Annotated in this window: 25 protein-coding genes and 1 riboswitch; of the genes, 15 read left to right on the top strand and 10 right to left on the bottom strand. The window is 34.4% G+C overall.

Features of this window, described 5'->3' with window-relative positions; genetic code table 11:
• Positions 1 to 225 precede the first annotated feature (225 nt).
• Positions 226 to 360 carry a hypothetical protein gene (locus CN692_RS26600; protein WP_257131605.1) on the bottom strand — a complete coding sequence of 45 codons (135 nt, stop codon included), beginning with the start codon at positions 358 to 360 and terminating at the stop codon, positions 226 to 228.
• Between the two features lie 277 nt (positions 361 to 637).
• Between CN692_RS26600 and CN692_RS05195 the strand changes: the two genes are divergently transcribed.
• From CN692_RS05195 to CN692_RS05170, 6 genes are all read left to right on the top strand, one after another.
• Entirely contained in the window at positions 638 to 2131 is a 1494-nt protein-coding gene (locus tag CN692_RS05195; RefSeq protein WP_098118075.1) for an aldehyde dehydrogenase family protein, read from the top strand.
• A gap of 59 nt (positions 2132 to 2190) precedes the next feature.
• Positions 2191 to 3561, top strand: a complete 1371-nt coding sequence (locus CN692_RS05190; protein ID WP_098118074.1) for a putrescine aminotransferase — start codon at positions 2191 to 2193, stop codon at positions 3559 to 3561.
• A gap of 88 nt (positions 3562 to 3649) precedes the next feature.
• Entirely contained in the window at positions 3650 to 5017 is a 1368-nt protein-coding gene (gabT, locus tag CN692_RS05185; RefSeq protein WP_098118073.1) for a 4-aminobutyrate--2-oxoglutarate transaminase, read from the top strand.
• 36 nt (positions 5018 to 5053) lie between these two features.
• Positions 5054 to 6475 (top strand): NAD-dependent succinate-semialdehyde dehydrogenase, encoded by a 1422-nt coding sequence (locus tag CN692_RS05180; RefSeq protein WP_098118172.1) that lies wholly within the window; start codon positions 5054 to 5056, stop codon positions 6473 to 6475.
• An 89-nt stretch (positions 6476 to 6564) separates the two neighbouring features.
• The gene (locus tag CN692_RS05175) at positions 6565 to 7749 is read left to right on the top strand and encodes a CaiB/BaiF CoA transferase family protein (RefSeq protein ID WP_098118072.1); all 1185 of its coding nucleotides are present in this window, start codon (positions 6565 to 6567) and stop codon (positions 7747 to 7749) included.
• A gap of 13 nt (positions 7750 to 7762) precedes the next feature.
• Positions 7763 to 8980: an acyl-CoA dehydrogenase family protein gene (locus tag CN692_RS05170; protein WP_098118071.1), complete on the top strand. Its 1218-nt coding sequence runs from the start codon at positions 7763 to 7765 to the stop codon at positions 8978 to 8980.
• Between the two features lie 125 nt (positions 8981 to 9105).
• Here the strand turns inward: CN692_RS05170 and CN692_RS05165 are convergent, their stop codons facing one another.
• Both CN692_RS05165 and CN692_RS05160 read right to left on the bottom strand, forming a co-directional pair.
• Entirely contained in the window at positions 9106 to 9537 is a 432-nt protein-coding gene (locus tag CN692_RS05165) for a hypothetical protein (protein ID WP_098118070.1), read from the bottom strand.
• Between the two features lie 3 nt (positions 9538 to 9540).
• Entirely contained in the window at positions 9541 to 9738 is a 198-nt protein-coding gene (locus CN692_RS05160; RefSeq protein WP_098118069.1) for a helix-turn-helix transcriptional regulator, read from the bottom strand.
• A gap of 294 nt (positions 9739 to 10032) precedes the next feature.
• Between CN692_RS05160 and CN692_RS05155 the strand changes: the two genes are divergently transcribed.
• On the top strand, positions 10033 to 10215 hold the full coding sequence (locus CN692_RS05155) for a hypothetical protein (protein WP_098118068.1): 183 nt from the start codon (positions 10033 to 10035) through the stop codon (positions 10213 to 10215).
• A gap of 111 nt (positions 10216 to 10326) precedes the next feature.
• Positions 10327 to 10761 (top strand): DUF488 domain-containing protein, encoded by a 435-nt coding sequence (locus CN692_RS05150; protein ID WP_098118067.1) that lies wholly within the window; start codon positions 10327 to 10329, stop codon positions 10759 to 10761.
• Between the two features lie 60 nt (positions 10762 to 10821).
• Here the strand turns inward: CN692_RS05150 and CN692_RS05145 are convergent, their stop codons facing one another.
• The 3 genes from CN692_RS05145 to CN692_RS05135 form a co-directional block, all read right to left on the bottom strand.
• Positions 10822 to 11172, bottom strand: coding sequence for a PH domain-containing protein (locus tag CN692_RS05145; RefSeq protein ID WP_098118066.1), 351 nt, complete (start codon positions 11170 to 11172; stop codon positions 10822 to 10824).
• A 156-nt stretch (positions 11173 to 11328) separates the two neighbouring features.
• Positions 11329 to 12336 carry a cytochrome d ubiquinol oxidase subunit II gene (cydB, locus tag CN692_RS05140; protein ID WP_098118065.1) on the bottom strand — a complete coding sequence of 336 codons (1008 nt, stop codon included), beginning with the start codon at positions 12334 to 12336 and terminating at the stop codon, positions 11329 to 11331.
• A 16-nt stretch (positions 12337 to 12352) separates the two neighbouring features.
• Positions 12353 to 13738 carry a cytochrome ubiquinol oxidase subunit I gene (locus CN692_RS05135; RefSeq protein ID WP_098118171.1) on the bottom strand — a complete coding sequence of 462 codons (1386 nt, stop codon included), beginning with the start codon at positions 13736 to 13738 and terminating at the stop codon, positions 12353 to 12355.
• Positions 13739 to 13911: 173 nt separating this feature from the next.
• On the opposite strand from CN692_RS05135, the gene CN692_RS05130 reads away from it, so the two are divergent.
• On the top strand, positions 13912 to 14457 hold the full coding sequence (locus CN692_RS05130) for a hypothetical protein (RefSeq protein WP_098118064.1): 546 nt from the start codon (positions 13912 to 13914) through the stop codon (positions 14455 to 14457).
• A 90-nt stretch (positions 14458 to 14547) separates the two neighbouring features.
• On the opposite strand, the gene CN692_RS05125 is transcribed toward CN692_RS05130, so the two are convergent.
• Positions 14548 to 15597 (bottom strand): NAD(P)/FAD-dependent oxidoreductase, encoded by a 1050-nt coding sequence (locus CN692_RS05125; protein WP_098118063.1) that lies wholly within the window; start codon positions 15595 to 15597, stop codon positions 14548 to 14550.
• Between the two features lie 207 nt (positions 15598 to 15804).
• On the opposite strand from CN692_RS05125, the gene CN692_RS05120 reads away from it, so the two are divergent.
• The 4 genes from CN692_RS05120 to CN692_RS05105 all read left to right on the top strand — a co-directional run bounded on the left by CN692_RS05120 (position 15805) and on the right by CN692_RS05105 (position 19605).
• Complete coding sequence (locus tag CN692_RS05120) at positions 15805 to 16650, top strand: ABC transporter ATP-binding protein (RefSeq protein WP_098118062.1); 846 nt, start codon at positions 15805 to 15807, stop codon at positions 16648 to 16650.
• Positions 16601 to 17521, top strand: a complete 921-nt coding sequence (locus CN692_RS05115) for an iron-hydroxamate ABC transporter substrate-binding protein (protein ID WP_098118061.1) — start codon at positions 16601 to 16603, stop codon at positions 17519 to 17521. Before CN692_RS05120 ends, CN692_RS05115 begins: the two co-directional genes overlap by 50 nt.
• 66 nt (positions 17522 to 17587) lie before the next feature.
• Entirely contained in the window at positions 17588 to 18598 is a 1011-nt protein-coding gene (locus CN692_RS05110; protein ID WP_098118060.1) for a FecCD family ABC transporter permease, read from the top strand.
• Positions 18595 to 19605 carry a FecCD family ABC transporter permease gene (locus CN692_RS05105; protein WP_098118059.1) on the top strand — a complete coding sequence of 337 codons (1011 nt, stop codon included), beginning with the start codon at positions 18595 to 18597 and terminating at the stop codon, positions 19603 to 19605. Before CN692_RS05110 ends, CN692_RS05105 begins: the two co-directional genes overlap by 4 nt.
• Before the next feature lie 112 nt (positions 19606 to 19717).
• Here CN692_RS05105 and CN692_RS05100 read toward each other — a convergent pair whose 3' ends face one another.
• From CN692_RS05100 to CN692_RS05090, 3 genes are all read right to left on the bottom strand, one after another.
• On the bottom strand, positions 19718 to 20305 hold the full coding sequence (locus CN692_RS05100) for a xanthine phosphoribosyltransferase (RefSeq protein WP_098118058.1): 588 nt from the start codon (positions 20303 to 20305) through the stop codon (positions 19718 to 19720).
• Positions 20306 to 20405: 100 nt separating this feature from the next.
• Positions 20406 to 20507, bottom strand: a riboswitch (purine riboswitch).
• Between the two features lie 70 nt (positions 20508 to 20577).
• Complete coding sequence (locus CN692_RS05095; protein WP_098118057.1) at positions 20578 to 21138, bottom strand: HD-GYP domain-containing protein; 561 nt, start codon at positions 21136 to 21138, stop codon at positions 20578 to 20580.
• A 33-nt stretch (positions 21139 to 21171) separates the two neighbouring features.
• Positions 21172 to 22605 (bottom strand): BglG family transcription antiterminator, encoded by a 1434-nt coding sequence (locus CN692_RS05090; RefSeq protein ID WP_098118056.1) that lies wholly within the window; start codon positions 22603 to 22605, stop codon positions 21172 to 21174.
• Between the two features lie 374 nt (positions 22606 to 22979).
• On the opposite strand from CN692_RS05090, the gene CN692_RS05085 reads away from it, so the two are divergent.
• A complete protein-coding gene (locus tag CN692_RS05085) occupies positions 22980 to 23471 on the top strand; it encodes a hypothetical protein (protein WP_098118055.1) in 492 nt (163 codons plus the stop codon).
• 262 nt (positions 23472 to 23733) lie between these two features.
• On the top strand, positions 23734 to 23952 hold the full coding sequence (locus tag CN692_RS05080; protein ID WP_098118054.1) for a heterocycloanthracin/sonorensin family bacteriocin: 219 nt from the start codon (positions 23734 to 23736) through the stop codon (positions 23950 to 23952).
• Positions 23953 to 24105 lie beyond the last annotated feature (153 nt).

Here is a 24105-nt window from a genome sequence, read left to right as displayed (position 1 = left end):
TGAGGATATATGTCCGTCGTTGATTAAGGTGTGTTGTATTTGCTAGATAATTACTATCTTTTGACATAAAAATCCCTCCGTATGCTGATATTTAGCATACGGAGGGATTCTTTTAATACCACGCTTTAAGCTTTTTAGAACCCTAGGCCTAGTCTAGGGTTTTCGTGTCCATAATAAATAAAAAACTGTCGACTTTTTCGACAGAGTGAAGCGGAACTTGTGCGTTTATTTCTCTAAATCCCCTATATTTTCATTATGACTTTCAATCACTTCAGTCATTCTAATTTGATCCCTTGCAATCCCAAATGCCATGAAGATCATAATGAGTCCCACTGCAATACACGTTCCAGCAAGTAACATATTAATCTCCTCCTTTCATAGTGTTCTAGCCTATGCAACGAATTTTCGCAATATGTCGGTTTAAACTAATCGTATTTTAAAAAATCATTTAAAAAGTAATTGAACCTTAATAAACTAACGAATTTCAAAGATTATGCAAAGTGGAATAGCGTTATGCAAAATTGAATAATAATTGTACAAAGTATTCAGTAAAAACCTTGTAAATTAGCATTATTTAAGTTGGCACAGTTCTTGCAAACTATTAAATTGTTAAGAAATTAAGGAGGGTTTATATACAATGGTCGATGTTCAATTTAAAACAATTGATTTAAAGATGTTTATAAATGGTGAATGGAAAGATTCTAGCAATCATGAGAAACGCCCTGTTATTAACCCAGCAACTGGAGAAATCATCGCATATGCACCAGAAGGAACGATTGAAGATGCGAAAGAAGCAATTGATGTTGCTCGTAAAGCATTCAATGATGGAAGATGGTCTGATTTATCTGCTCAAGAAAGAGCAACTTACTTATTTAAAATAGCGGACAAAATAGAAGAATACCAAGAGGAATTAACAAAACTTGAAACATTAGATAATGGGAAAACGAATCGTGAAGCGGGCTATGATGTGGCTGATGCAGCAGCATGCTTCCGTTATTATGCAGGTTTAATTACGAAGCCAGACGGATTTACTTATCATGTAGCAGATCCAATGCAAGCTATGGTTGTACGTGAACCGATCGGAGTTTGTGGATTGATTGTTCCTTGGAACTACCCACTATTAATGAGTGTTTGGAAGATTGCTCCTGCACTAGCGGCAGGTAATTCGATTGTTTTTAAACCTTCAGAAGTAACACCAGTAACTCCTAAGAAATTATTTGAGATTTTTGAAGAGGTTGGTCTGCCGCATGGTGTAGCAAATATGGTGATGGGTGCAGGACCAGTGGTTGGAAATGAAATCGCTGCCAATCCTGATGTAGACATGGTTTCATTCACGGGTGGAACAAAAACAGGTAAACATATCATGAAAACAGCGGCTGATACGATGAAAAAAGTGTCACTAGAGCTTGGTGGGAAATCTCCGAATATCATTTTTGCTGATGCAGACTTTGAAACGGCAGTAGATTATGCACTATTTGGAATTTATGCAGGTTCGGGTCAGGTTTGTTCATCTGGTTCAAGGATTTTAGTTGAAGAATCAATTTATGATCGCTTCGTTGATCGATTTGTAGAGCGTGCTAAAAAAATTAAAGTAGGCCCTGGAAATGTAGCAGAAAATGAAATGGGTCCACTTGTTAGTAAAGAGCATTTAGAAAAAGTTTTAAGCTATGTACAAATTGGTAAAGATGAAGGCGCAAGAGTTGCTTGCGGCGGAAATCGTATCGAAAAAGATGGGTTAGAAAAGGGATACTTTGTTGAACCAACTGTATTTGTGGATGTTGAACAAAATATGCGAATCGTTCAAGAAGAAATTTTTGGCCCTGTAGTATGTATTCAAAAGTTTAAAACTGAAGAGGAAGCAATAAAACTAGGAAACGGAACTGTTTATGGTTTAGCAGGTGCAGTATTTAGTAAAGATGGAGCGAAAGCTTTAAGAGTCATTAAAAAGCTACGTTCAGGGATTACTTGGATCAATGCCTATCATCCAACTTATAATGAAGCGCCTTGGGGTGGATACAAACAAAGTGGTGTAGGACGTAGCCTAGGTACATTTGGGTTAGAAGAATTCCAAGAGATTAAGCAAATTAATATTAATTTACAAGTTGAACCAATTGGCTGGTTTGCAGAATAATATAGGCAAAATTTAAGTGAAAACAAAAAACAATAAAAACGACTATAGGAGTGGACAAAATGAGTATCAATTTAAAAAACGAATTAAAAAGTGGAGAAACAAACGTAACTGAGTACATTAATAAAGTTTTAAGTTTAATAGAAAAAGAGACTGTTACAGAAGAAGATGCTGCGTGGATCACAAAAGAAACAGTTGATGGTTTTAGAGAACATGTAAATCCAGGTTTCCTTGCTTACCGTAAAACAGTTACTGAAGGCGGTCAATTTGCTTCTGTTGAGTGGTCTGATAGCGGTTCATGCTTTAAGGATGTAAATGGAAAAGAGTATATTGATTGTTTAGGCGGATTTGGAATTTATAATGTTGGACATCGCCATCCAAAAGTTATCAAAGCTGTTACTGATCAGTTAAAAAGACAGGCACTTCATAGCCAAGATTTATTAGATCCATTACGTGCAATGCTTGCTAAAATTTTAGCTGATATTACACCTGGAGATTTAAAATACTCGTTCTTTACAAATAGTGGAACTGAAAGTGTAGAAGCAGCATTAAAGCTTGCAAAAATGTATAGCGAACGCAGTACATTTATTTCAACTACACGTGCATTCCATGGAAAAAGCTTAGGTTCTTTATCAGGTACTGCAAAAGGTATGTTCCGTAAACCATTTTTACCGCTAATTCCTGGATTCCGTCATGTTCCATTTGGTGACATTGACATGATGAGAAAAACATTTGAAACATGTGCATTAGTTGGTGAGGATGTTGCAGCAGTAATCCTTGAACCAATTCAAGGTGAAGGCGGAATTATTCTTCCTCCTCCAAACTACTTAAAAGAAGTTCGTGAGTTATGTGATGAGTACGGTTCTCTATTAATTTTTGATGAAGTTCAAACAGGTATGGGGCGTACAGGTAAAATGTTTGCTGCTGATTTATATGAAGTAGTACCAGATATTATCTGTCTTGCTAAAGCATTTGGTGGAGGAGTTATGCCAGCTGGTGCAGTAGTAGCAAAAGAAGAAGTATTCAAAAGCTGGTTCCCAAATCCATTTATGCATACAACAACATTTGGTGGAAATCCATTAGCATGTGCGGCTGCTATTGCTACAATCAGTGTATTACTTGAAGAAAAATTACCTGAAAGAGCAGAAGAGGTTGGAGCATATTTCTTAGATCAATTAAAAGAAGCTGCAAAAGGACATGAAGACAAAGTTTTAGAAATTCGTGGTCAAGGTTTAATGATCGGAATCGAGTTCCATCAAGATGAAATCGGCTATGAAGTTTCTAAAGGAATGTTTGATAAAGGTATCCTAGTTGCTGGTACGTTAATTAATTCAAAAACAATTCGTATCGAGCCTTCATTAAAAATTAGCTACGAAGAGGTTGATATTGTAGTAAGTGCATTTAAAGAAATTTTAGCTACTATTCAAGCTTAATTTATTCACCAGCATGTCATGACATTATAGATCATGACATGCTTTCATTACAGTCGGAAAAAATCGTTATAGATAGGATGGTGCAATAATGGCAGATCGAAAATTTGTTAAAATCCAAACGTCAATTCCTGGTCCGAAATCGCAGGAGTTACTTGCGCGAAGAAATAAAGTGGTTCCAAAAGCAATTAGTAATAATAGTGAAGCTTTTGTAAAAAAAGCAAAGGGCGCACTAGTTGAGGATATTGATGGCAATACATATATTGACTTTGCTGGAGCAATTGGAACTCTAAATGTGGGACATTCCCATCCTAGAGTAGTAAGAGCACTTCAAGGACAAGCCGGTGATTATATTCATACAGGCTTTAATGTCATGATGTATGAATCTTATATTCAACTTGCTGAAAGACTAGCTGAGATTTCGCCTGGAGATTTCGATAAACAAGTAGCATTTTTTAATAGTGGTGCAGAAGCAGTTGAAAATGCAGTGAAAATTGCTAGAAAATATACAAAGCGTCAAGGGATCATTTCGTTTACTAGAGGATTCCATGGCCGTACTTTAATGACAATGACAATGACTAGTAAAGTTAAGCCTTACAAATATGGATTTGGACCATTTGCTCCTGAAGTGTATAAAGCACCTTATCCATACGTATATCGTCGTCCAGAACAAATGAATGAAAAAGAATATAGTAAATTCATCATTGAACAATTTGAGCAGTTCCTAATTGCCGAAGTAGCACCAGAAACAATTGCTGCTGTTGTAATGGAACCGATTCAAGGTGAAGGCGGCTTTATTGTTCCGGATCTTGATTTTGTTAAAAGAGTTAGAGAAATTTGTACGCAATATGGCATATTGTTTGTAGCAGATGAAATTCAAACTGGATTTGCTAGAACAGGTAAATACTTTGCGATCGAGCACTTTGGAGTTGAGCCTGATTTAATTACGATTTCAAAATCAATGGGTGCAGGAGTACCTATTAGTGGCGTAATTGGTAGAAAAGAAATAATGGAAGCTTCCGATAGTGGTGAAATCGGCGGAACATATTCTGGTAGTCCACTTGGATGCCGTGCAGCATTAGCAGTACTTGACATCATTGAAGAAGAAGAATTAAATGATCGAGCTGTTGTTATTGGTGAAAAGGTTAATGAGAAAATGTACCAATGGGCAGAACGATTTGAACAAATAGGCGATATTCGTGGAATTGGCGCAATGTGTGCGATGGAGATTGTCACAAATAAAAAGGATAAAACACCAGATAAAGCTACAGTTGGAAAGATTGTAAAAGAAGCAAATAACAGAGGGTTAATGTTATTAAGCGCAGGAATTTTTGGTAACGTGATTCGTTTATTAATGCCACTAACGATTACTGATGAGCAGCTTGAAGAAGGACTAGATATTTTAAGAGAGTCCATCGAGGCTGTATTAGTTCCAGAACTTCAATTGGAGGTAAACTAAATGAGCCAAATTAAAGAAAAATACGAAGTCTACCCTATGTATATAGACGGTGCATGGGTTGGGACTGATCATGAATATTATACAAAGGTTACAAATCCTGCAACTGGAGCGGTTGTAGGTGCAATTCCAACAGGTGGTACATATGAAGCAAAATTAGCTGTTGATGCTGCTCATAAAGCCTTCAAAACTTGGTCAAAAAAGACTGCAGAAGAAAGATATCATTTATTAATGAATTGGTATCGACTGATTGACGAAAAGAAAGAAGAAATTGCTAGATTAATGACAATAGAGCAAGGGAAACCAGTAAAAGAAGCGTTAGGTGAGACTGTTTATGCAAATGGCTTTGTCTCTTGGTATGCAGAAGAAGGTAAACGTGTATATGGAGAAACAATTCCTGCATCACAGCCTAATAAACGAATTCTTGTTAGAAAAGAACCCGTAGGTGTTGTAGCAGCAATTACGCCGTGGAACTTTCCAGCAGCAATGATTACTAGAAAAGTTGCGCCTGCTCTTGCAGCTGGTTGTACGACGGTTATTAAACCAGCAACTCAAACTCCTTTAACAGCATTAAAGCTGGCAGAGCTTGCTCATGAAGCAGGAATTCCAAAAGGTGTAATTAATGTCGTTACTGGTAAATCTTCTGAAATTGGTGACGTATGGTTAAAGGATCCAAGAGTAACGAAAATTACATTCACTGGTTCTACCGAAGTTGGCAAAACGCTAATGAAAGGTGCAGCAGAAAATGTCAAAAAGGTTTCTCTTGAACTTGGTGGGAACGCACCATTTATCGTCATGGATGATGCCGATTTATCAAAGGCAGCAGTTGGCTTAGTTCAATCTAAATTCCGTAATGCAGGTCAAACATGTATTTGTACAAATCGTATTTATGTACAAGAAAGTGTAGCTGAAAAATTTACGGACCTATTTACAAAAGAACTAGAAAAATTAAAAGTTGGTAATGGTTTAGAAGAAGGAGTTGATGTTGGTCCTCTAATTGATCATTCAGCTTTAGAAAAGGTAAAAACATTAGTCGAGGATGCTACTAAAAATGGTGGGAAAATTGTTTTTAGTGGTAATAAACCTTCAGAAGAAAATGGATACTATTATGCACCAACTATTTTAACTGGAATTACAGATGAAATGGCATGTATGAAGGAAGAAATTTTTGGTCCTCTAGCACCAATTTCTACTTTTAAAACGGAAGAAGAAGTAATCGAAAGAGCAAATAATTCAAATTATGGTCTAGCTGCATATGTGTATACGGAGAATTTAAGTCGTTCATTCCGCATCACAGAAGCACTTGAATACGGAATTATTGGTTTAAATGATGCTTTACCTTCAGCTGTTCAAGTCCCATTTGGTGGGTATAAAGAGAGTGGTCTAGGAAGAGAAGGCGGTCATTTTGGAATTGAAGAATTTTTAGAAGTTAAATATATCTCAATTGGGTTAGACATTTAAAAATCTGTAAGCCAGTTAAACATTCAGGTGCAGGCTATTGCAATTGAGCGTTTACTGGCTTATTAACTAGATTAATAGAGGTGGAAAAGTTGCCGGGTGCATTACATGGAGTTAAAATCATTGATTTAACAAGAGTGCTAGCCGGTCCCTTTTGTACGATGATCCTTGGGGATTTGGGGGCCGAGGTCATAAAAGTAGAAAGTATAAATATTGGTGATGAAACAAGAGGATGGGGGCCACCTTTCGTGGAAGGTGAAAGCGCTTATTATTTATGTGCAAACCGTAATAAGCAAGGCATCACATTAAACTTAAAAAGTGAACGAGGTAAAGAAATTTTAAAAAAGCTAATTACTGAGGCTGATGTAGTTGTTCAGAATTTCAAACCTGGCACATTGTCGAAGCTAGGATTTGGCTATGAAGATTTAAAAAAAATAAAAGATGACATCATATTAGCTTCCATTAGTGGATTTGGCAGTGTAGGGCCGAGTTCAAGTCTACCAGGATATGATTATATCATTCAAGCAATGTCTGGTTTAATGAGCATTACAGGCGAAAAAGAAGCAGAGCCAACAAAGGTAGGAGTAGCGATTTCAGACGTTTTAACTGGGCTATTTACATGTATTGGGATTCTTGCTTCACTGCAACATCGAAGTCGTACAGGAGAAGGCCAAGAAATCGATATTTCGTTGTTTGACTCACAGCTAGCTGCTTTAGTAAATGTAGCTAGTAATTATTTATGCAGTGGAATTGTACCCGAGCGTATGGGCAATTATCATCCTAATATCGTTCCATATCAAGTTTTTACGGCAAGTGATGGGGAACTTGTCATAGCAGTTGGTAATGATGAACAATTTAAACGATTTGCACTATTAATTGATGAGCCAACTTTATTGAACGAAACATTTAAAACAAATACTAGTCGACTACAGCATAGAAAACTAATAGAGCAATTAATTCAAAACAAGTTAAAAATGAAAACTAAGAATGAATGGAAAGAATTATTAGATCAAATAGGAATCCCGAATGGACCAATTAATAATGTGAGTGAAGCTCTACAGTCTGAACAAGCTAAGTCGAGAGATATGGTGTTAAATGTAAATCACCCATTTATAAAAGATCTAAAGCTAGTTGGATCACCATTAAAATTATCAAAAACACCAGTTGAAGTAGTAAGACATCCGCCCCTGCACGGCGAACATACTGATGAAATAATGAGTAAGCTAGGTTATTCCCGAATTGAAATAGAAGAAATGAAATTAAATAAAACAATTTGAGGAGGAAATAAAAATGGATTTTTCATTATCAGAAGAACAAGTTAGTGTAAGGAAAGTAGTCAGGTCATTTGTAGACCGAGAAATTATCCCTTTTATTAAAGAATGGGATGAAAAAGGACATTTTGAAGCAAATATTTTAAAGCGACTAGCTGATTTACAATTAATGGGTGTATGTATTCCAGAACAATACGGTGGAGTAGGAATGGATTATAATACATTAGCAATTGTATGTGAGGAATTAGAAAGAGGAGACACAGCATTTAGAACGGCAGTCTCTGTGCATACGGGATTAAACAGCATGACTTTATTACAATGGGGTACTGAAGAACAAAAGAAAAAATTCTTAGTACCTCAAGCTCAAGGGAATAAAATTGGAGCATTTGGATTAACTGAACCGAATGCTGGTTCGGATGTAGTCGCAATGACAACTACAGCTGTAAAAGACGGTGATAGCTATATTTTAAATGGGTCTAAAACATGGATTTCATTATGTGATGTTGCTGATCATTTCTTAATTTTTGCTAAAACAAACCATGACATAAAGCATCATGGAATATCATGTTTTATTGTAGAACGTACTTTTGAAGGCGTTTCCACAAAAGCAATCAAAGGAAAAATGGGTATTAGAGCTGGAAATACAGGCGAAGTATTTTTAGATGATGTAAGAGTTCCTGCTGAAAACCTTTTAGGCTTTGAAGGTGAAGGCTTTAAAATTGCCATGTCAGCACTGGATAACGGACGATTTACAGTAGCTGCTGGTGCTTGCGGCTTACTTCAAGCATCTCTTGAAGCGAGTGTAAAATACTGCCACGAACGTAAAACATTCGGCAAAGAAATCGGAAAACACCAACTAGTACAGCAAATGATTGCAAAAATGTCATCAAACCTAGAAATCTCTAGATTATTAGTATACAAAGCAGGTTGGTTAAAAAATAACGGCAAACGAAATACAAGAGAAACTTCACTAGCAAAATGGATTTCATGTAATGCCGCAAACGAAGCAGCAAACGATGCAGTTCAAATCCACGGTGCATATGGATTCTCTAACGAATTCCCAGTAGAGCGCTACTTAAGAAACTCAAAAGCACCTGTAATTTATGAAGGTACTCGTGAAATTCACACAATTATGCAAGCTGAATACGACCTTGGCTATAGAGAAGATAAAGTTTTAAGAAAAATGCTTCCATCTTGGCCATTTGAAGAAGTTTCAGTTGAAGTAGTGAAGTCTTAATTTGTAATGTGTAAACTAAAAAGGACCGGGCGCGATTATCGCCCGGTTTTCTTTATTAAATTGTATACATGATCGATCATTTTTCATTTTCGAATTCATTATATTTTGACATAACTATTAATAAATTACATCTCTTTATAGTACTTTAAACGGTAAAAACTGTTGGATCCAAGGAGAAACATATATGCAAAAACTAATAGTAACAACATGGTAAAATCTATATCCATCAAGGCAAATGCTAAAATTAAGGCTCCAAACACTAAAACCATCATGTCATATGCTTTCGCTTTTGCTTGATTAGCGATTGCCAAATTACGCTCATCTTTTTTGTCAATTTCTAGCTTTTTTGCTGCGGCAGGATTATTCTTCACAGCGAAACGGAGCAGTATTTCTCCCATACCGTGACCAAAAATACTACAGCCAAGCCCAAAACAGATATAAGGTAACACTCGTAGCAAACCTTGGGGGTTATTATTTGTTTTGATGAAGTAAATACCACCCGCTAGTAGTACAAAAGCCACTGCGGTAAGATAATAAATCGAATTAGTTTTTTTCATATTTTAATCCTCCTCATAAATAAAGATCTCTTCAATACTCATACCAAAAAAACGAGCAATTTTGAACGCTAAAAGGATAGAAGGGTTATATCGTCCGTTTTCCAGTGAACCGATCGTTTGCCTTGATACTTCAAGAGCAGTTGCTAATTCTTCTTGTTTAATTCCGCGTTGCTTACGGATTTCTTCTAAACGGTTGAGCAACATGGTCCCCCCTTTTTTTACGGAAAGCTAACTTTCCATAGATTAAGTTTATCGTGCAAATGGAGCAATATCAAGCATACTTTCCATTTGGAAAAGCATTTATTTATTGAACGATCGTATTGCCTTAGCTGAACAAAAATAGAGGATGATCATTAGTCGAATATCATTTATTTCAATATGTGACAAATTAGTTCAATAATATAAAAGGAAAATACTGTAAATTATCGAATATAATAATAAACTGTAATAAGTTGAGGAACAGCTAAACTAATAATCGAAAATGAGGTGAGGTAAATGACATCATTGGGATATTTATTTTGGGGATTTGTTATTTTAATAATCGCATTTGGTTATTTTATGCAAAAGAAATTCGGAACGGGCGCACCAAATAAAAGTGATAATCAAACAATGAATGAAGAAATTGGGAGAGAAACAACTAAAGTTAATAATTCGAATAACCCTTCAGGACCATTTTAAAAAGCTTGATGTGATTACTGCAAAAGTGATTGTGGTCTATTAAAAACGAGTCGAATCACCTTTTTATAGCAGCATAAATAGAAGTAATCTTTAAAGGAGTAGCTTTCCAAAATGAACATAACAACAATCGGTTTCTCAAAAAAATCTTTAAGAACCTTCTCAACAATCCTTCAACAAAATAGAGTTACCCATCTAATTGATACTCGTCTACATAACACATCACAACTAGCAGGATACGCAAAAAAAGACGACTTACAATTTGTAATGCGTCTATTAAATATTCAATACACACATGACACAGATTTAGCACCAACAGAAGAATTACTTAAAGCAATTAAGAAAAAAGAAATCGCGTGGAATGACTTCGAAAAAGACTTTTTGAACTTGATTCAAAACCGTAAAATTGAAAAAAAAATAAACGATTTTACAAGTATTGGCGTTCCATGCTTTTTATGTAGCGAAGAAAAACCACACCATTGTCATCGTAAATTAGTCGTAGAGTACTTAAGAGAATTTGATCATCGTTTTGAAATTATTCATTTATAAGGCTATTTAAATCCGAAGAAAAAAAGTAAAGACTGTCTATTAAAGACAGTCTTATTTAAGTTACTTTATATGAGTACTCAACTTATTTTGTATTTGCTGTAAAACATCAGCAACATGGTCCATTTCCAAAATAATTTTATCGTACTTATGATTATTCAATGTTAAGACTAAATTGCCTTTGTTCGTACTTGTCGCCACAAAATAATTCAATCCGTCCTTTTTAAAAAAACCATATTTACTTGGGCCCATATGTGTACCATATACTTTCCATAAATACTGCTGGATGTCTTCTATTGAAACTTCCTTAATATCATTATAGGGAATTTCAATTTTATGCTTTAGCCCAAGTACAGATTCTAAACTAGATAACGTAATAACTAATTGATTTTCTTCAAATAAAATTGTTTTCATAATCGTTCCCTCCTTACTTCTTATACGATTGAGAATCGAATTTCGTTCATTTTTTTTAAAATCTTATATTTTTAGAGCAATTTATACATAAAAATGAGCGACCGTTGTTATCGGAATCGCTCATCTATACAAAATTAAACAAACGTTTAATTAAATTTAATACTCTAAATCAGAAGAAGTAACTCGCTTTCGAAACACCCAGTATGTCCAAATTTGGTACGCAAGCACAAATGGGATTGTAGAAAAAGCAACGATTGTCATGATTTTTAAAGTATAAGGACTTGATGAAGCATTATAAATCGTTAAAGAATAAGCAGGATCAATTGAACTGATCATAACTCTTGGGAATAAATCTAAAAAAACGGTAATAGTTGAAAAGACAATTGTTAAACCGGTCATAATAAATGCCCAGCCTTCACGTTTAATTTTAATAAAATAGCGGACAGAAAATAATGTGATCCCGGATAAAATCGGAATCGCTCCTGGAACGACACCGTAGCGCGTAAAAAAGTCTGTTTGAAAATAAGCTAGTATAATAAAAATAGACATAAATGTAGTGGTCCACATACCAATTTTAAGAGCAACTGCAAAAGCTTTTTCTCGTAGTTTGCCTACCGTTTTAAGACAGATAAATAACGCTCCATGTAGAAGAAACAGTAGTACAACACTAATCCCGCCAGTCACTGAAAAAACACTGATTAAGTCCCAAAACGTACCAACATAATTCATTTTAGAATCAATTGGAACGCCACGCATTAAATTGGCAAGTGCAACTCCCCATAAGAATGGAGGCAATAAGCTACCGAAAAAAATAATCCAATCCCAAGTTGAACGCCAAGCTGGGCTTTTTTGCTTACTGCGAAACTCGAATGCGACTCCTCGACCAATCAAAGCTAATAGCATTAAAAAGAGAGCCATATAAAAACCGCTAAATAAGGTAGCATACCAATTTGGAAAAGCTGCAAACATTGCACCGCCAGCGGTAATAAACCATACTTCATTCCCATCCCAAAATGGACCTATCGTATTAATGATTATTCTCCGATCTGTATCACTTTTACCGATAAACGGTAATAGCATTCCAACGCCAAAATCGAAGCCTTCAAGGAAAAAGAATCCGATAAATAGAACAGCTATTAAAATAAACCATGTCGTTTCTAACATATTTAAATAGTCTCCTTTAATATAATTTTGGTTCTAACGACTCCTTATGTTTACTGGTATCTTTAGTTACTGGACCTGCTTTTATAAAGTGAACAAATAAATAGATTAGAACAACTAACAAAATCGCATAGACAACCGTAAATCCAATAAAAGTAGTTAATACCATTGGAGAAGATACGGTTGGGGAAACACTGTTTTTCGTCTTCAATACGCCAAATACGGACCAAGGTTGTCTTCCAACTTCAGTCATAATCCATCCAGCTGAATTTGCAATATAAGGAAGAAAAATTGCAGGTAGCATTAAATTAAGGAATAGTTTTTGATTGTCTATTCGATGACGATAAACGGCAAATGATCCATAAAGGGCAAGAAAAATCATTAATCCACCAGCAAATAACATAACGCGGAAACTCCAAAATGTTGTTTTAACAGGAGGGACATAGTTATCAGGGCCAAATCTTTTTGAATATTCAGCTTGAAGATCTTTAATTCCTACAACTTTACCGGTAAATTTATTGTAAGTAAGAAGACTTAATAAACCGGGTACCTGAATTTCAAAAGGGTTTTTTTGATGATCTACATCAATATTCGCAACTAGTGCCCATGGAGCACTATTACCAGTCGTGTCCCATAAAGCTTCAGCAGCAGCCATTTTCATTGGTTGACTATGCATTAAATGTTGAGCCTGATGATGTCCTGAAAATGCGACTAATAAGTTAGAAACTAATGCAACGACAATAGCGATTGAAAAAGAAGGTTTAAAGATTTCAGTTTGTTGTTTTCGTAGCATTTTATATGCACTAAGACCAGCCATAAACATCGAACCTGTAGCTAATGCACTAAAAACGACATGCGGGAATTCTACTAATACTTGTGGATTAGTTAATAGAGCACTGAACTTTACCATTTCAGCACGACCGTTGCGTAAAGTGAAACCGACTGGTTCTTGCATAAATGAGTTTGCTACTAAAATCCAAAAAGCAGAAATCGTCGTACCAATTGCCACAAGCCAAATTGTAGCTAAGTGAATTTTAGGTGGTAGTCGATCCCAGCCAAATATCCATAATCCTAAAAATGTAGATTCTAAAAAGAAGGCAACTAAAGCTTCAATTGCTAAAGGACCACCGAAAATATCACCCACATATCTGGCATAATCTGACCAATTCATGCCAAATTGAAATTCCTGCATAATGCCGGTAACGACACCTACAGCAAAATTTAGTAGAAATAACTTTCCCCAAAACTTAGTCATGATTTTATACTGTTCATCTTTTTTTATTAAATATAGAGTATGTAAAAATGCGATTAAAAAGGCTAATCCAATTGTTAGAGGTACGAATAAAAAATGATAAATTGTTGTTACTGCAAATTGCCATCTAGCCAAAATAAGATTACTTAACATAATCATACTAGCCTCCAATTCTTTTAAAAGCTTATATCATGTAGGCTTAGTATTAGTAAAAATACGAAAAAAATTTGAACTATCGATAATTTTTTTTCATAGCCAGAAAAATGCTAGGGAATGATATCATCTAGATATGTGAGTTATTTACTATATTCAAAGAGGTATATGATATGGATCCGAAAGTAAAAGGTTATTTTGAAAACTTAGAATCAAAAGATAAGAATTTGCAATACGAAGCCTTTAACTATATTATTTCCGTAACAAGAGAGCCGGTGGATTGGTCGTATGAAGTATGGGATCGGTTAAAATCGGAGCTAACAAATAAGGGAAATCATCAAAGATCAAGAGCTGCCCAATTTCTTTCGAATTTAGCGATTAGTGACCCAGAGAAGAGAATGCTTAATGATTTTCCAGCAATTTGGCAGGTTACATATGATCCAAAGTTTGTAACCGCAAGACATACATTGCAGTCAATATGGAGAGTAGGGCTAGCTGGTCCGGAACAAAGAGGAATCGTCATTGAACATCTAGTAAATCGATTTTTAAATTGCAAGGCAGAGAAAAACTATACGTTGATTCGTTACGATATTATTCAATGTATGAGAAATCTATATGATGCAGTTAAGAATGAAGAAATTAAGCAAAAGGCATTAGAGTTGATTGAAACAGAAGAGGATCTAAAGTATCGAAAGAAATATATGACAGTGTGGAAGTGAAGCGCGAAAAAGTCTTCAGGGCTTCAATTTTTTTAAAAAAATGAACGATAAAAAAACGAATTCGCATGGAATTCGTTTTTTTGTTTTATATTAGCTCATCATTTGTTTAATTAGCTCACGATTTCGTTTTTTAAATACTTCGTTATGAGATGAAACCATAGCTGCACCGCTAGCATCAGGCTGAATAAATTGCTTCGCTTTATTAACGGCATTCGCCGCATCCTGAAATGCGCCAGCAATCAATTGCAGTTTTCCTTCATGCATTAAAATATCGCCAGCTGCGTATATTCCTTCAATCGAAGTTTCACTCGTTGTATTACCTTTTATGTAGAAGTCTTGAATCATTTCTACTTTAATTTCACTATTATTAAGTAAAGAAGTATCTTGTTCATAGCCATGGTTGATGATTACTTCGTCAATGGCTAAGTGAGATATTTCACCCGTTTCGTTATTTGACAGTTCAACTTTTTCGATTAACTCATGATTTTCACATGCGATCAGTTTTGTAATAGAAGTGTTGAAAAGACACTCAACTGAACTATTCATTAATTGAGAGACTTGTGCTTCATGGCCTTTAAGTGCATCTTTTCGGTAAGTTATATAAACTTTTTTGGCAATCGGCTCTAATTCATTAGCCCAATCTATTGCAGAGTTACCTCCACCAGAAACAATAACTGTTTTATCTTTAAATCGTTTAAGTGACTTAACTGTATAGTTTAAATTTGAAACTTCGAATCGTTCTGCACCATCTATATTAAGTTTCGTTGGATTTAAAATACCGCTTCCAACTGCAACTATGATTGTTTTAGAATAATGCAATTGACCTGAAGCTGTTTGTAAAATAAAAATGCCATTCTCATCTCGAGTGATCGTATCGACCTTTTCATTTAATACAACAGTAGGATCAAATGTTAATCCTTGTTGAACAATTTGACCGATGAACTTTTCACCCGGAATTGGAGGCTGCCCACCAACATCCCAAATCATCTTTTCAGGATAGCAATGAACTTTACCACCTAATTCAGATTGAAATTCTATAATTTTTGTCTTCATTTCTCTTAAACCGCTATAAAAAGCAGAGTAAAGTCCAGCGGGACCTCCTCCGATTACTGTTACATCATATAGATCATTTATGTTCATTACCGTCTCACTCCAGAATATTCTGTCATTGATTATCATTCTCAATAAAATATAAACCATTTTTAAGAATTTTTCAATCTTTTAACGAAAATTTAATATTGACATAATTAGTAAATAGAATTATATTTACGTAGTGACATAGACTGATAATAATTATCATTATCATTTATGTTGAGAAATAAATATAAAATGAATGGGGGTCCGTTTATGGTACGGTTATATACTGATGAGTTAACCATTGGTTACGGTGATCGTTTGATTGTAAAAGGCCTTAATATAAAAATTCCGGATAAACAAATAACAACCATTATTGGCTCTAACGGATGTGGAAAATCGACACTTTTGAAGGCGATTACTAGAATTATCTCGCATCAATCCGGAACGATTATTTTAGATGGGGAAAACATTTCTTTAGAGAATACTAAATTACTAGCTAGAAAGATGGCAATTCTTCCACAAACTCCAGAGAGTGCGAGCGGGTTAACAGTAGGAGAATTAGTATCTTATGGTCGATTCCCATATCAAAGTGGATTCGGTAGACTCACAAAAAAAGATATAGAGGTAATTGACTGGGCACTTGAAGTTACTGGTACAAAGGATTTTAAGTATCAAGCAGTTGATTCACTTTCGGGTGGACAAAGGCAACGAGCTTGGATCGCTATGGCGTTAGCACAAGAAACTGAAATTATTTTCCTTGATGAACCTACTACATATTTGGATATGGCGCATCAGCTTGAAATTTTAGAGCTGTTACAAAAATTAAATCAAGAACAGGACCGCACGATTGTAATGGTCTTACACGACCTGAATCAAGCTGCTCGTTTTGCTGATTACATTATTGCTATGAAAGACGGCGAAATCGTAAAAGCAGGCTCTTGCGAAGAAGTCATTACGCATGAAGTTCTAAAGCAAGTTTTTTCGATTGATACCGTAATTGGCAGAGATCCAAGAACAAATAAACCAATGTGCATAACATACAATTTACTTAAGGGAGAAGAAAAAAATGAAGAAAATCTTAATACCGTTTCTTTTAATATTCGTGCTAATTATTAGTGCATGTAGTAATACGGCGGCAAGCAAGGATGATTCTAAGAATGAACCAAAAAAGTCTGGAACTATTACATATCAATCTCAAAATGGACCAGTTAAAGTACCTGCAAATCCTAAACGTGTAGTCGTATTATCATCATTCGCGGGGAATGTAATGTCTTTAGGAGTTAACATCGTTGGTGTTGATTCTTGGTCAAAGTCGAATCCTCGTTGGACTGAAAAATTAAAAAATGCTGAAGTAGTGTCAGATGATAATATCGAAAAAATTATTGAATTAAACCCTGATTTAATTATTGGGTTAGATAGCGTTAAAAACCTTGATAAATTAAAGAAAATTGCACCTACTGTTGTATATACATATGGAAAAGTAGATTATTTAACGCAACAGATCGAAATAGGTAAATTATTAAATAAAGAAAAAGAAGCTCAAGCTTGGGTAGATGATTTCAAGACTCGTGCCGCGAAAGTCGGAGAAGAGATTAAAGCTAAGATTGGTCCAAATGCAACAGTTTCTGTCATTGAAAAATTCGACAAACAACTTTACGTATATGGAAACAACTGGGGTCGTGGTACAGAAATTCTTTACCAAGAAATGAAGTTGAAAATGCCTAAAAAGGTTGAAGAAAATGCGCTAAAACCAGGCTATTATGCCATCTCATTAGAAGTACTTCCTGAATTTATGGGAGACTATGTAATCTTTAGTAAATTCGATCAATCTGATACATCTGTAGAAAAAACAAATACTTATAAAAATACACCAGCAGTAAAAAACAAACGCGTTTTTGAAGTTAATGGAAGTGAATTCTATTTCAATGATCCAGATACTTTAGATATGCAATTAGAGTTCTTTAAAAAGCAATTTTTAGGTAACTAACATAAAAGAGAGTAGGAATCATAAAATTCCTACTCTTTCATTCTATAAAGAGAAGATGAGGGGCTAATGAAGCAGAATAATAAAGGGTCAATTCCGTTCTTTTTTAAACTTTTAATAGGCGTTATTATTTTTATTGCTATGTTTGTCATTGCAATTGTTTTCGGCGCAGCGGATACAACGGTACGCGATGTCTGGAATGCGATTTTTACAAACTTAAATAGTCAACAGATTTCTATTATCCGAGAGTTGCGGTTACCTAGAGAGGTAGCAGCAATATTTGTAGGAGCAGCTTTAGCAGTTGCAGGTGCAATTATGCAGGGGATGACAAGAAATCCACTTGCAGATCCAGGCTTGTTAGGCTTAACAGCTGGAGCAAACGCAGCTTTAGCAATTACAATGGCTTTCCTACCAAACGTAAATTATTTTGGGATTATGATCGCTTGTTTTATTGGAGCAGCAGTTGGTTCACTGATTGTTTTTGGAATCGCTTCAGTCAAAAAAGGTGGATTTTCTCCTTTCCGGATTGTTTTAGCAGGGGCAGCTGTTACGGGCTTTTTAACTGCTATTTCAGAAGGCGTCGGAATTTACTTTAAAATTTCTCAAAATATTTCAATGTGGACTTCGGGTGGTTTAGTAGGTACTTCTTGGGGGCAAGTAAAATCAATTGCACCTTTTATTATAGTAGGTATAGTAGTGACGATTTTTCTAGCACGCCAATTAACAATACTTAGCTTAAACGAAGAGGTTGCGATTGGCTTAGGTCAAAATACAACAAGAATTAAAATAATCTTGTTTATTGTAATTGTTTTACTTGCTGGAGCAGCAGTTGCGCTAGTAGGAAATATGGCTTTTCTAGGTTTAATGGTACCTCATATAGTACGTGGATTTGTTGGTACTGACTATCGATCTATTATACCGATGTCTGCTATTTTTGGAGCTACATTCTTATTATTGGCAGATACACTAGGTCGAACAATCAATATACCTTACGAAACACCAGTTGCAGCGATTGTCGCAATGATTGGCCTCCCATTCTTTTTAATGATTGTACATAAAGGAGGCAAAGAATTCTCATGATCCAGTCTGCTATGATTCGAAAACAAAGATTAATCGTAATAACGTTATTTATACTTATTTGTGCAACAATGTTTATTGGAATGGGTATGGGATTTTCAGCTATTCCATATAGTAGACTACTTCCAACATTTTTAGGTGATGGTACATTTAAAGAACAGTTTGTCATTTTTTCAATTCGATTACCTAGAATGCTCATTACTTTAATGGCGGGCATGGCACTTGCACTATCCGGTGCAATTTTACAAGGTGTTACAAGAAATGATATGGCTGAACCTGGAATACTAGGTTTCAATGCTGGTGCCGGTGTAGCCATAACAATATTCTTTTTATACTTCCCGATTGAAGCAGGTTCATTTGTTTACTTAATCCCAATAGTCGGATTTTGTGGCGCAATTGTAACCGCAGTCGTCATTTACTTATTTTCTTATAAGAAAAATTCCGGTCTTCAACCGATCAGACTAGTTTTAGTCGGTATTGGTTTTTCAATGGCCCTTTCAGGAATCATGATTGTATTAATTTCATCTGCAGAACGTGAGAAAGTAGATTTTATTGCAAAATGGTTAGCAGGAAATATATGGGGGACGGATTGGCCGTTTATTTGGGCATTCCTACCTTGGTTAATAATTTTAATTCCATTTACACTATATAAAGCAAATACGTTAAATCTTCTTAATTTAAATGAACCTGTTGCGATCGGCGTAGGGGTTTCATTAGAAAAGGAAAGAATTATTTTAATGCTAGCTGCAGTTGCATTAGCAGCATCTGCTGTTTCATTAACTGGAGGAATCGCATTTATTGGTTTAATGGCACCACATATTGCGAAAAGTTTGGTTGGACCACGAAATCAATTATATATTCCAGTTGCAATTTTAATCGGTGGTTTATTATTATTGGTTGCCGATACAATCGGACGAAACTTAACTAATTCGGAAGGAATACCAGCGGGAATAATTGTAGCATTAATCGGTGGACCTTATTTCGTTTATTTAATCTTAAAAAAAGCATAAATGAATTATGATTTTCAATTAAAAAAGACATTGTGAACTGCATGATCAGTTCACAATGTCTTTTTTGAATTAGGTATTTTAGAGAATGTAACTTAAAGTTTAATTCTGCGATTTATACAGTTAAATCTTCGGTAATATATTTAACTTGGCCATCTTTTAATGACTGAATACGAGCAAGTGATTCTACTCGATATCCACGTTCACGTAAAATCTTTCCACCGTCTTGGAATGATTTTTCGATGACGATTCCAAATCCAACCGTTTCTGCTTTAGCTTGTTCGATAATTGAAAGTAAACCAAGAGCAGCTTGTCCATTTGCTAAGAAATCATCTATTATTAAGACTTTGTCGCCTTCTTCTAACCATTTATGGGAAATTGAAATTTCATTTTCTTCTTTTTTTGTAAATGAATACACCTTGGCAGTATAAACATCTTGTTGCATTGTAATTGATTTCTTCTTACGAGCAAAAACTAGTGGAACATTTAAAGCCAGTGCTGTCATAAGTCCAGGTCCGATACCAGATGATTCGATCGTAACTACTTTTGTTATTTTTTCTTCAGCAAAAAGCTGAGCAAATTCTTCACCAATTTCTTTCATTAAAACAGGGTCCATTTGATGATTTAAGAAGGCATCCACCTTTAGTACATCATTTGCTAAAACAATTCCTTCTTGTTCAATTTTCTTTAGTAATAATTCCATAATGCTCCCCCTTATCTAGACAAAAAAACTCAAAACATGTACTTCACTGTATAAAAAATGAGTGAAGTAACACATTTTGAGTTTTGGATTCGCTCTTAAAATAAGATGTGTTACCACTCATAGTCGGTATATTTACGGTTAACCGGTAGAAACTTGTGAGCCATATCCTCACGATTATACGAGTAGTGAATTTTATAATTTTAATGAAACTATAACATGTTAATAGATTCAGGTCTAGCAATTAACATGTGTAAATTATTAACATTACAACATTAATTGCAAATAAACTTCGTAAATTCATTTACTAAATCTCGGTCATAAACAGTGCCATTTAGTCTTTGAATTTTTTTTAACGACAAGTCAATTGAACAACTTTTTTTATATGGACGGTCATGTGTTAATGCGTCAAAACTATCAACAATTCTCACTACTCTTGAATTAAAATCAATTTCGTCACCGCATAAGCCCTCGTAACCAGTCCCGTTAATATTTTCATGATGATAACGAACAGCATTTAAGACTTTATGATGATCTAAAAGATTCTTTAATATTTCATAACCATAAATTGTGTGATTCTTCATTAAATCCCATTCGTTGTCTGTAAGAGGACCTTGTTTTTGTACGATTTCATTTGGAATTTGAAGTTTTCCTATATCATGAACATATCCTATAAAATGCAATTGATTCGATTGAGATAAAGGGAGATTTAGATGCCTACTGAATCGATAAAGCATTTCTCCGACACGCATCCCATGCATGAATGTTTCATAATCAAGTTTGTTTAAAAGATCAATTAATTCATTTGTGACTAAGTTTGGCCTTTTTTTTATCATAAAATCACCTTTGAATGCTTAATTAATAAAAGTTTATTTTAGAAAATGAGCGATATGGTTAAGATCACGCTGTGACAGCGGAGGACTAATTACCGCAACAGGTATATCTTTTATATCAATATGAAAATCAGCAATAATAAAATCTACTCGTAGTTCGCTAATTCTTTCATTTGTTATTTCACCATTTTGAAGCTCGACAAATCGGATTTTATTACTGAATTCTTTTGTTAATTTTGCTGTTATATAATGTTGGACACCATAACCTTCACTAGTTATTAGTAGAACTCTATTTTTTATAAAAGATAAATTAATAATGATTGCTTGAATATTTAATGTAATTTTAGCAACTACCTCATTACTTACTTCTGGATAAGAGAAATGTTTGCACCAATGACGAAATACATTTTTTACATGATTAAATAATTCAGGATAACGCTTTTTAACGTAATCTGAAATTGGACAGGATCTATTTATTCTACTGTTAATAAATAGAACTAAGGAAAGGGCTCTAAATTGTTTTTGTAAAGTGAGAATAAAATCGTTATTACCATGTAAATTTAAATCAAGTTTATTTTCGAGCATCGTAACAAGAGCGTGCAATTCCAAGTAAAATTTCCCTGATTTATTATGGTAGAGTTTAATTATTTCGTCCTGATGTTCGTCTTCACTACAAAAATAAGGAAATGTAGAAATCATTAGAGAAAGGGCAGTTATTTCATTCAATGGAATTAATATTTTATATGCTTTTTCTAGCTGCGCACAAATCTCAATTGCAACTGAATAAAACTTTGAGTCTTTTATATTGTTTGAGGGATTTAAATCCAAGTGCAAATCTCTGTCGATTCTTTGGAGCATCGTGCCAACGTAGTAAATATATTTGAATGTTGTCGATGGAGATAAAAATAAATTATTATTTTCAGCTGATATAGAAACAATTTCTTCAATCGTTGAAAACGATAGTGAATCATATGGCCATGTATTTGTATGAGAATAAAGTCCGTATAGTACATCACAGCATAAGATTCTTTTTTGAAACTCATTTCCGATTATTTCAAGGGGAGCACGCTTTAAAGTTAGGTTATACGATTTTAATAAAGTGTCTACCCGTTCAAGGATCTTATAAACAGTATTATGATGCGTATATAAAACCTTGCCTAAATCACTAATGTATTCAACATCCTTTATAAGGATAAACATGATGACTTGTAGTGACAGAGAATTCTTAACAAATAATGAACGGACTTGTTCAAGTGTTGAATTATTAGGGTTATTTATATAAATACCCTTTCCCTTAATTGTTTCAATATGCCAACCTTCTGGGAATGTTGCGTTGATTATTTGTATGTCAGTTCGAATTGTCTTTTCCGTACAGTTTAACTTTTTAGCAAGCTCCTCCGTTCTAAACCATTTTTCTTGACTGCTTAAAACATCAATTAATTGTAATCTGCGTAAACTAGCCTTATCCATCCCATCTCCTACTTTTATCAATAAGTAAATTTTTTTACTAACTAAATGTAATTCAAAACTTTGCGGTATGAATCACAAAAAATGTTATATTTCTAAAATCATTTTAATCTTAGATGGCCGACAAAGGTATGACTATTTTTACCGTTAAAAACGGTAATAAATAAATTAGAAATGTCACAAATAGTTTTTTAAATTGCTAAAAGACATTTTATATATTAGCCGTTTTTACCTATTGAAACGGTAAAAAATAGCATAGGAAACTTTAATAAGCAAAGATATAATTTGATTGACAGAAGAGAAGCCATTTTAATTCGTAGATGTAGATAATCATTAAAGTTTGGTGATCTAAAATTGATAATTGGAGGAGGGAAATGATGAAGAGTATGATCATGCTTTTTATTCTAGGAAAACTTTTGCTAGTCCAGTCTATTGTATACAGTGGAATTACTTTAGTAGGATTTTTATTTAGTATTTTTATTGTTGTTTTGCTGTATTTACTTCCGACCTTTTTAAATTTCAATAAAAGAGAACTACATATTGGATATAGTTTCACATCTTTAGTAGTAGGAGCTATATTATTAATTTGCACTGTTTATGAAAGGTATGCGGTTTATTCATTTTCAAGTCTGTATCAAACTGAAGAGTTCTCAATGACACTCTTCTCGTTTTTTATGGTAAGAGATTTACTTTTTATTTTCGATTTCCTTTTGTTGCCGTATTTCCTACTGTTTAAAGGAGGTAAAATAAATAACCTACATATTATAAAAATATTCTTTAGAAAAGAAATCAAAGGGATTAGGACAAGAAGGCGTAAGAGTATTTTTAATTACTCTCCACTAAAAAATATTACTCTTAATGAAGAATAAACAATCGAAATATTTGTTAATTTGAAAGATGAAGCCAGATAAATTAAGTTCGAAAAACCTCACTTTATTAAGGTGGGGTTTTTTATTTTTAAAGGATGACCCAAATTGGGCGTTTGAAACAGTAACAATGCCCAAGTACTCATCATATTTTGTATTTGAGAGTCTGCATTATAGTAGATTCAATTGAGTGAACTGTTTTTATTTTGGGTCAGTAAGTTGTATTTTTTAGAGCTTTAGAATTTTCATTTCGGAGGTTATAAGAATGTATGATTTTCAAAGAGAACTTCAACAATTAAATGTTGGTCAGTTACAGTCTAGTCAAGTAGTCCCATGGGATTATTATCAATATCAACCTTATGATTCTCGAGTTTTTGCATGTTTCTTCCCTTTCTTTAGTTGCTTTGGCTGTGGAGGTTGTGGAGGTTGCGGAGGCTGTTTCCGTTGCGGAGGTTGTGGAGGCTGCGGTCGCTGTCATCGTTAATTTGTAATGTTTTATAAAAACTATTTGTCCATTAAGGTCATTAACCCCTACTTATATAAAGTAGGGGTTTACTAGCGTTATGTTATGACATAAGGAATACTAAAAAAACATAGGATTATGAAGAAAGTATTTGTGCAGTTCAATATACAACTC

This window comes from Bacillus sp. AFS002410 (assembly GCF_002556365.1).
In the GTDB taxonomy this organism is placed as follows: domain Bacteria; phylum Bacillota; class Bacilli; order Bacillales; family Bacillaceae_G; genus Gottfriedia.
This window is presented reverse-complemented; position numbering and strand designations above follow the sequence as displayed.

Coding starts and splice junctions, on each gene's coding strand:
- CN692_RS05145 (WP_098118066.1), bottom strand. CDS start 11,172: ATGAAAACAATTTTATTTGAAGAAAATCAATTAGTTATTACGTTATCT.
- CN692_RS05110 (WP_098118060.1), top strand. CDS start 17,588: ATGAAGCAGAATAATAAAGGGTCAATTCCGTTCTTTTTTAAACTTTTA.
- CN692_RS05155 (WP_098118068.1), top strand. CDS start 10,033: ATGACATCATTGGGATATTTATTTTGGGGATTTGTTATTTTAATAATC.
- CN692_RS05090 (WP_098118056.1), bottom strand. CDS start 22,605: ATGGATAAGGCTAGTTTACGCAGATTACAATTAATTGATGTTTTAAGC.
- CN692_RS05135 (WP_098118171.1), bottom strand. CDS start 13,738: ATGTTAAGTAATCTTATTTTGGCTAGATGGCAATTTGCAGTAACAACA.
- gabT (WP_098118073.1), top strand. CDS start 3,650: ATGGCAGATCGAAAATTTGTTAAAATCCAAACGTCAATTCCTGGTCCG.
- CN692_RS05195 (WP_098118075.1), top strand. CDS start 638: ATGGTCGATGTTCAATTTAAAACAATTGATTTAAAGATGTTTATAAAT.
- cydB (WP_098118065.1), bottom strand. CDS start 12,336: ATGTTAGAAACGACATGGTTTATTTTAATAGCTGTTCTATTTATCGGA.
- CN692_RS05105 (WP_098118059.1), top strand. CDS start 18,595: ATGATCCAGTCTGCTATGATTCGAAAACAAAGATTAATCGTAATAACG.
- CN692_RS05125 (WP_098118063.1), bottom strand. CDS start 15,597: ATGAACATAAATGATCTATATGATGTAACAGTAATCGGAGGAGGTCCC.
- CN692_RS26600 (WP_257131605.1), bottom strand. CDS start 360: ATGTTACTTGCTGGAACGTGTATTGCAGTGGGACTCATTATGATCTTC.
- CN692_RS05120 (WP_098118062.1), top strand. CDS start 15,805: ATGGTACGGTTATATACTGATGAGTTAACCATTGGTTACGGTGATCGT.
- CN692_RS05165 (WP_098118070.1), bottom strand. CDS start 9,537: ATGAAAAAAACTAATTCGATTTATTATCTTACCGCAGTGGCTTTTGTA.
- CN692_RS05085 (WP_098118055.1), top strand. CDS start 22,980: ATGAAGAGTATGATCATGCTTTTTATTCTAGGAAAACTTTTGCTAGTC.
- CN692_RS05150 (WP_098118067.1), top strand. CDS start 10,327: ATGAACATAACAACAATCGGTTTCTCAAAAAAATCTTTAAGAACCTTC.
- CN692_RS05170 (WP_098118071.1), top strand. CDS start 7,763: ATGGATTTTTCATTATCAGAAGAACAAGTTAGTGTAAGGAAAGTAGTC.
- CN692_RS05100 (WP_098118058.1), bottom strand. CDS start 20,305: ATGGAATTATTACTAAAGAAAATTGAACAAGAAGGAATTGTTTTAGCA.
- CN692_RS05190 (WP_098118074.1), top strand. CDS start 2,191: ATGAGTATCAATTTAAAAAACGAATTAAAAAGTGGAGAAACAAACGTA.
- CN692_RS05115 (WP_098118061.1), top strand. CDS start 16,601: ATGAAGAAAATCTTAATACCGTTTCTTTTAATATTCGTGCTAATTATT.
- CN692_RS05080 (WP_098118054.1), top strand. CDS start 23,734: ATGTATGATTTTCAAAGAGAACTTCAACAATTAAATGTTGGTCAGTTA.
- CN692_RS05180 (WP_098118172.1), top strand. CDS start 5,054: ATGTATATAGACGGTGCATGGGTTGGGACTGATCATGAATATTATACA.
- CN692_RS05095 (WP_098118057.1), bottom strand. CDS start 21,138: ATGATAAAAAAAAGGCCAAACTTAGTCACAAATGAATTAATTGATCTT.
- CN692_RS05130 (WP_098118064.1), top strand. CDS start 13,912: ATGGATCCGAAAGTAAAAGGTTATTTTGAAAACTTAGAATCAAAAGAT.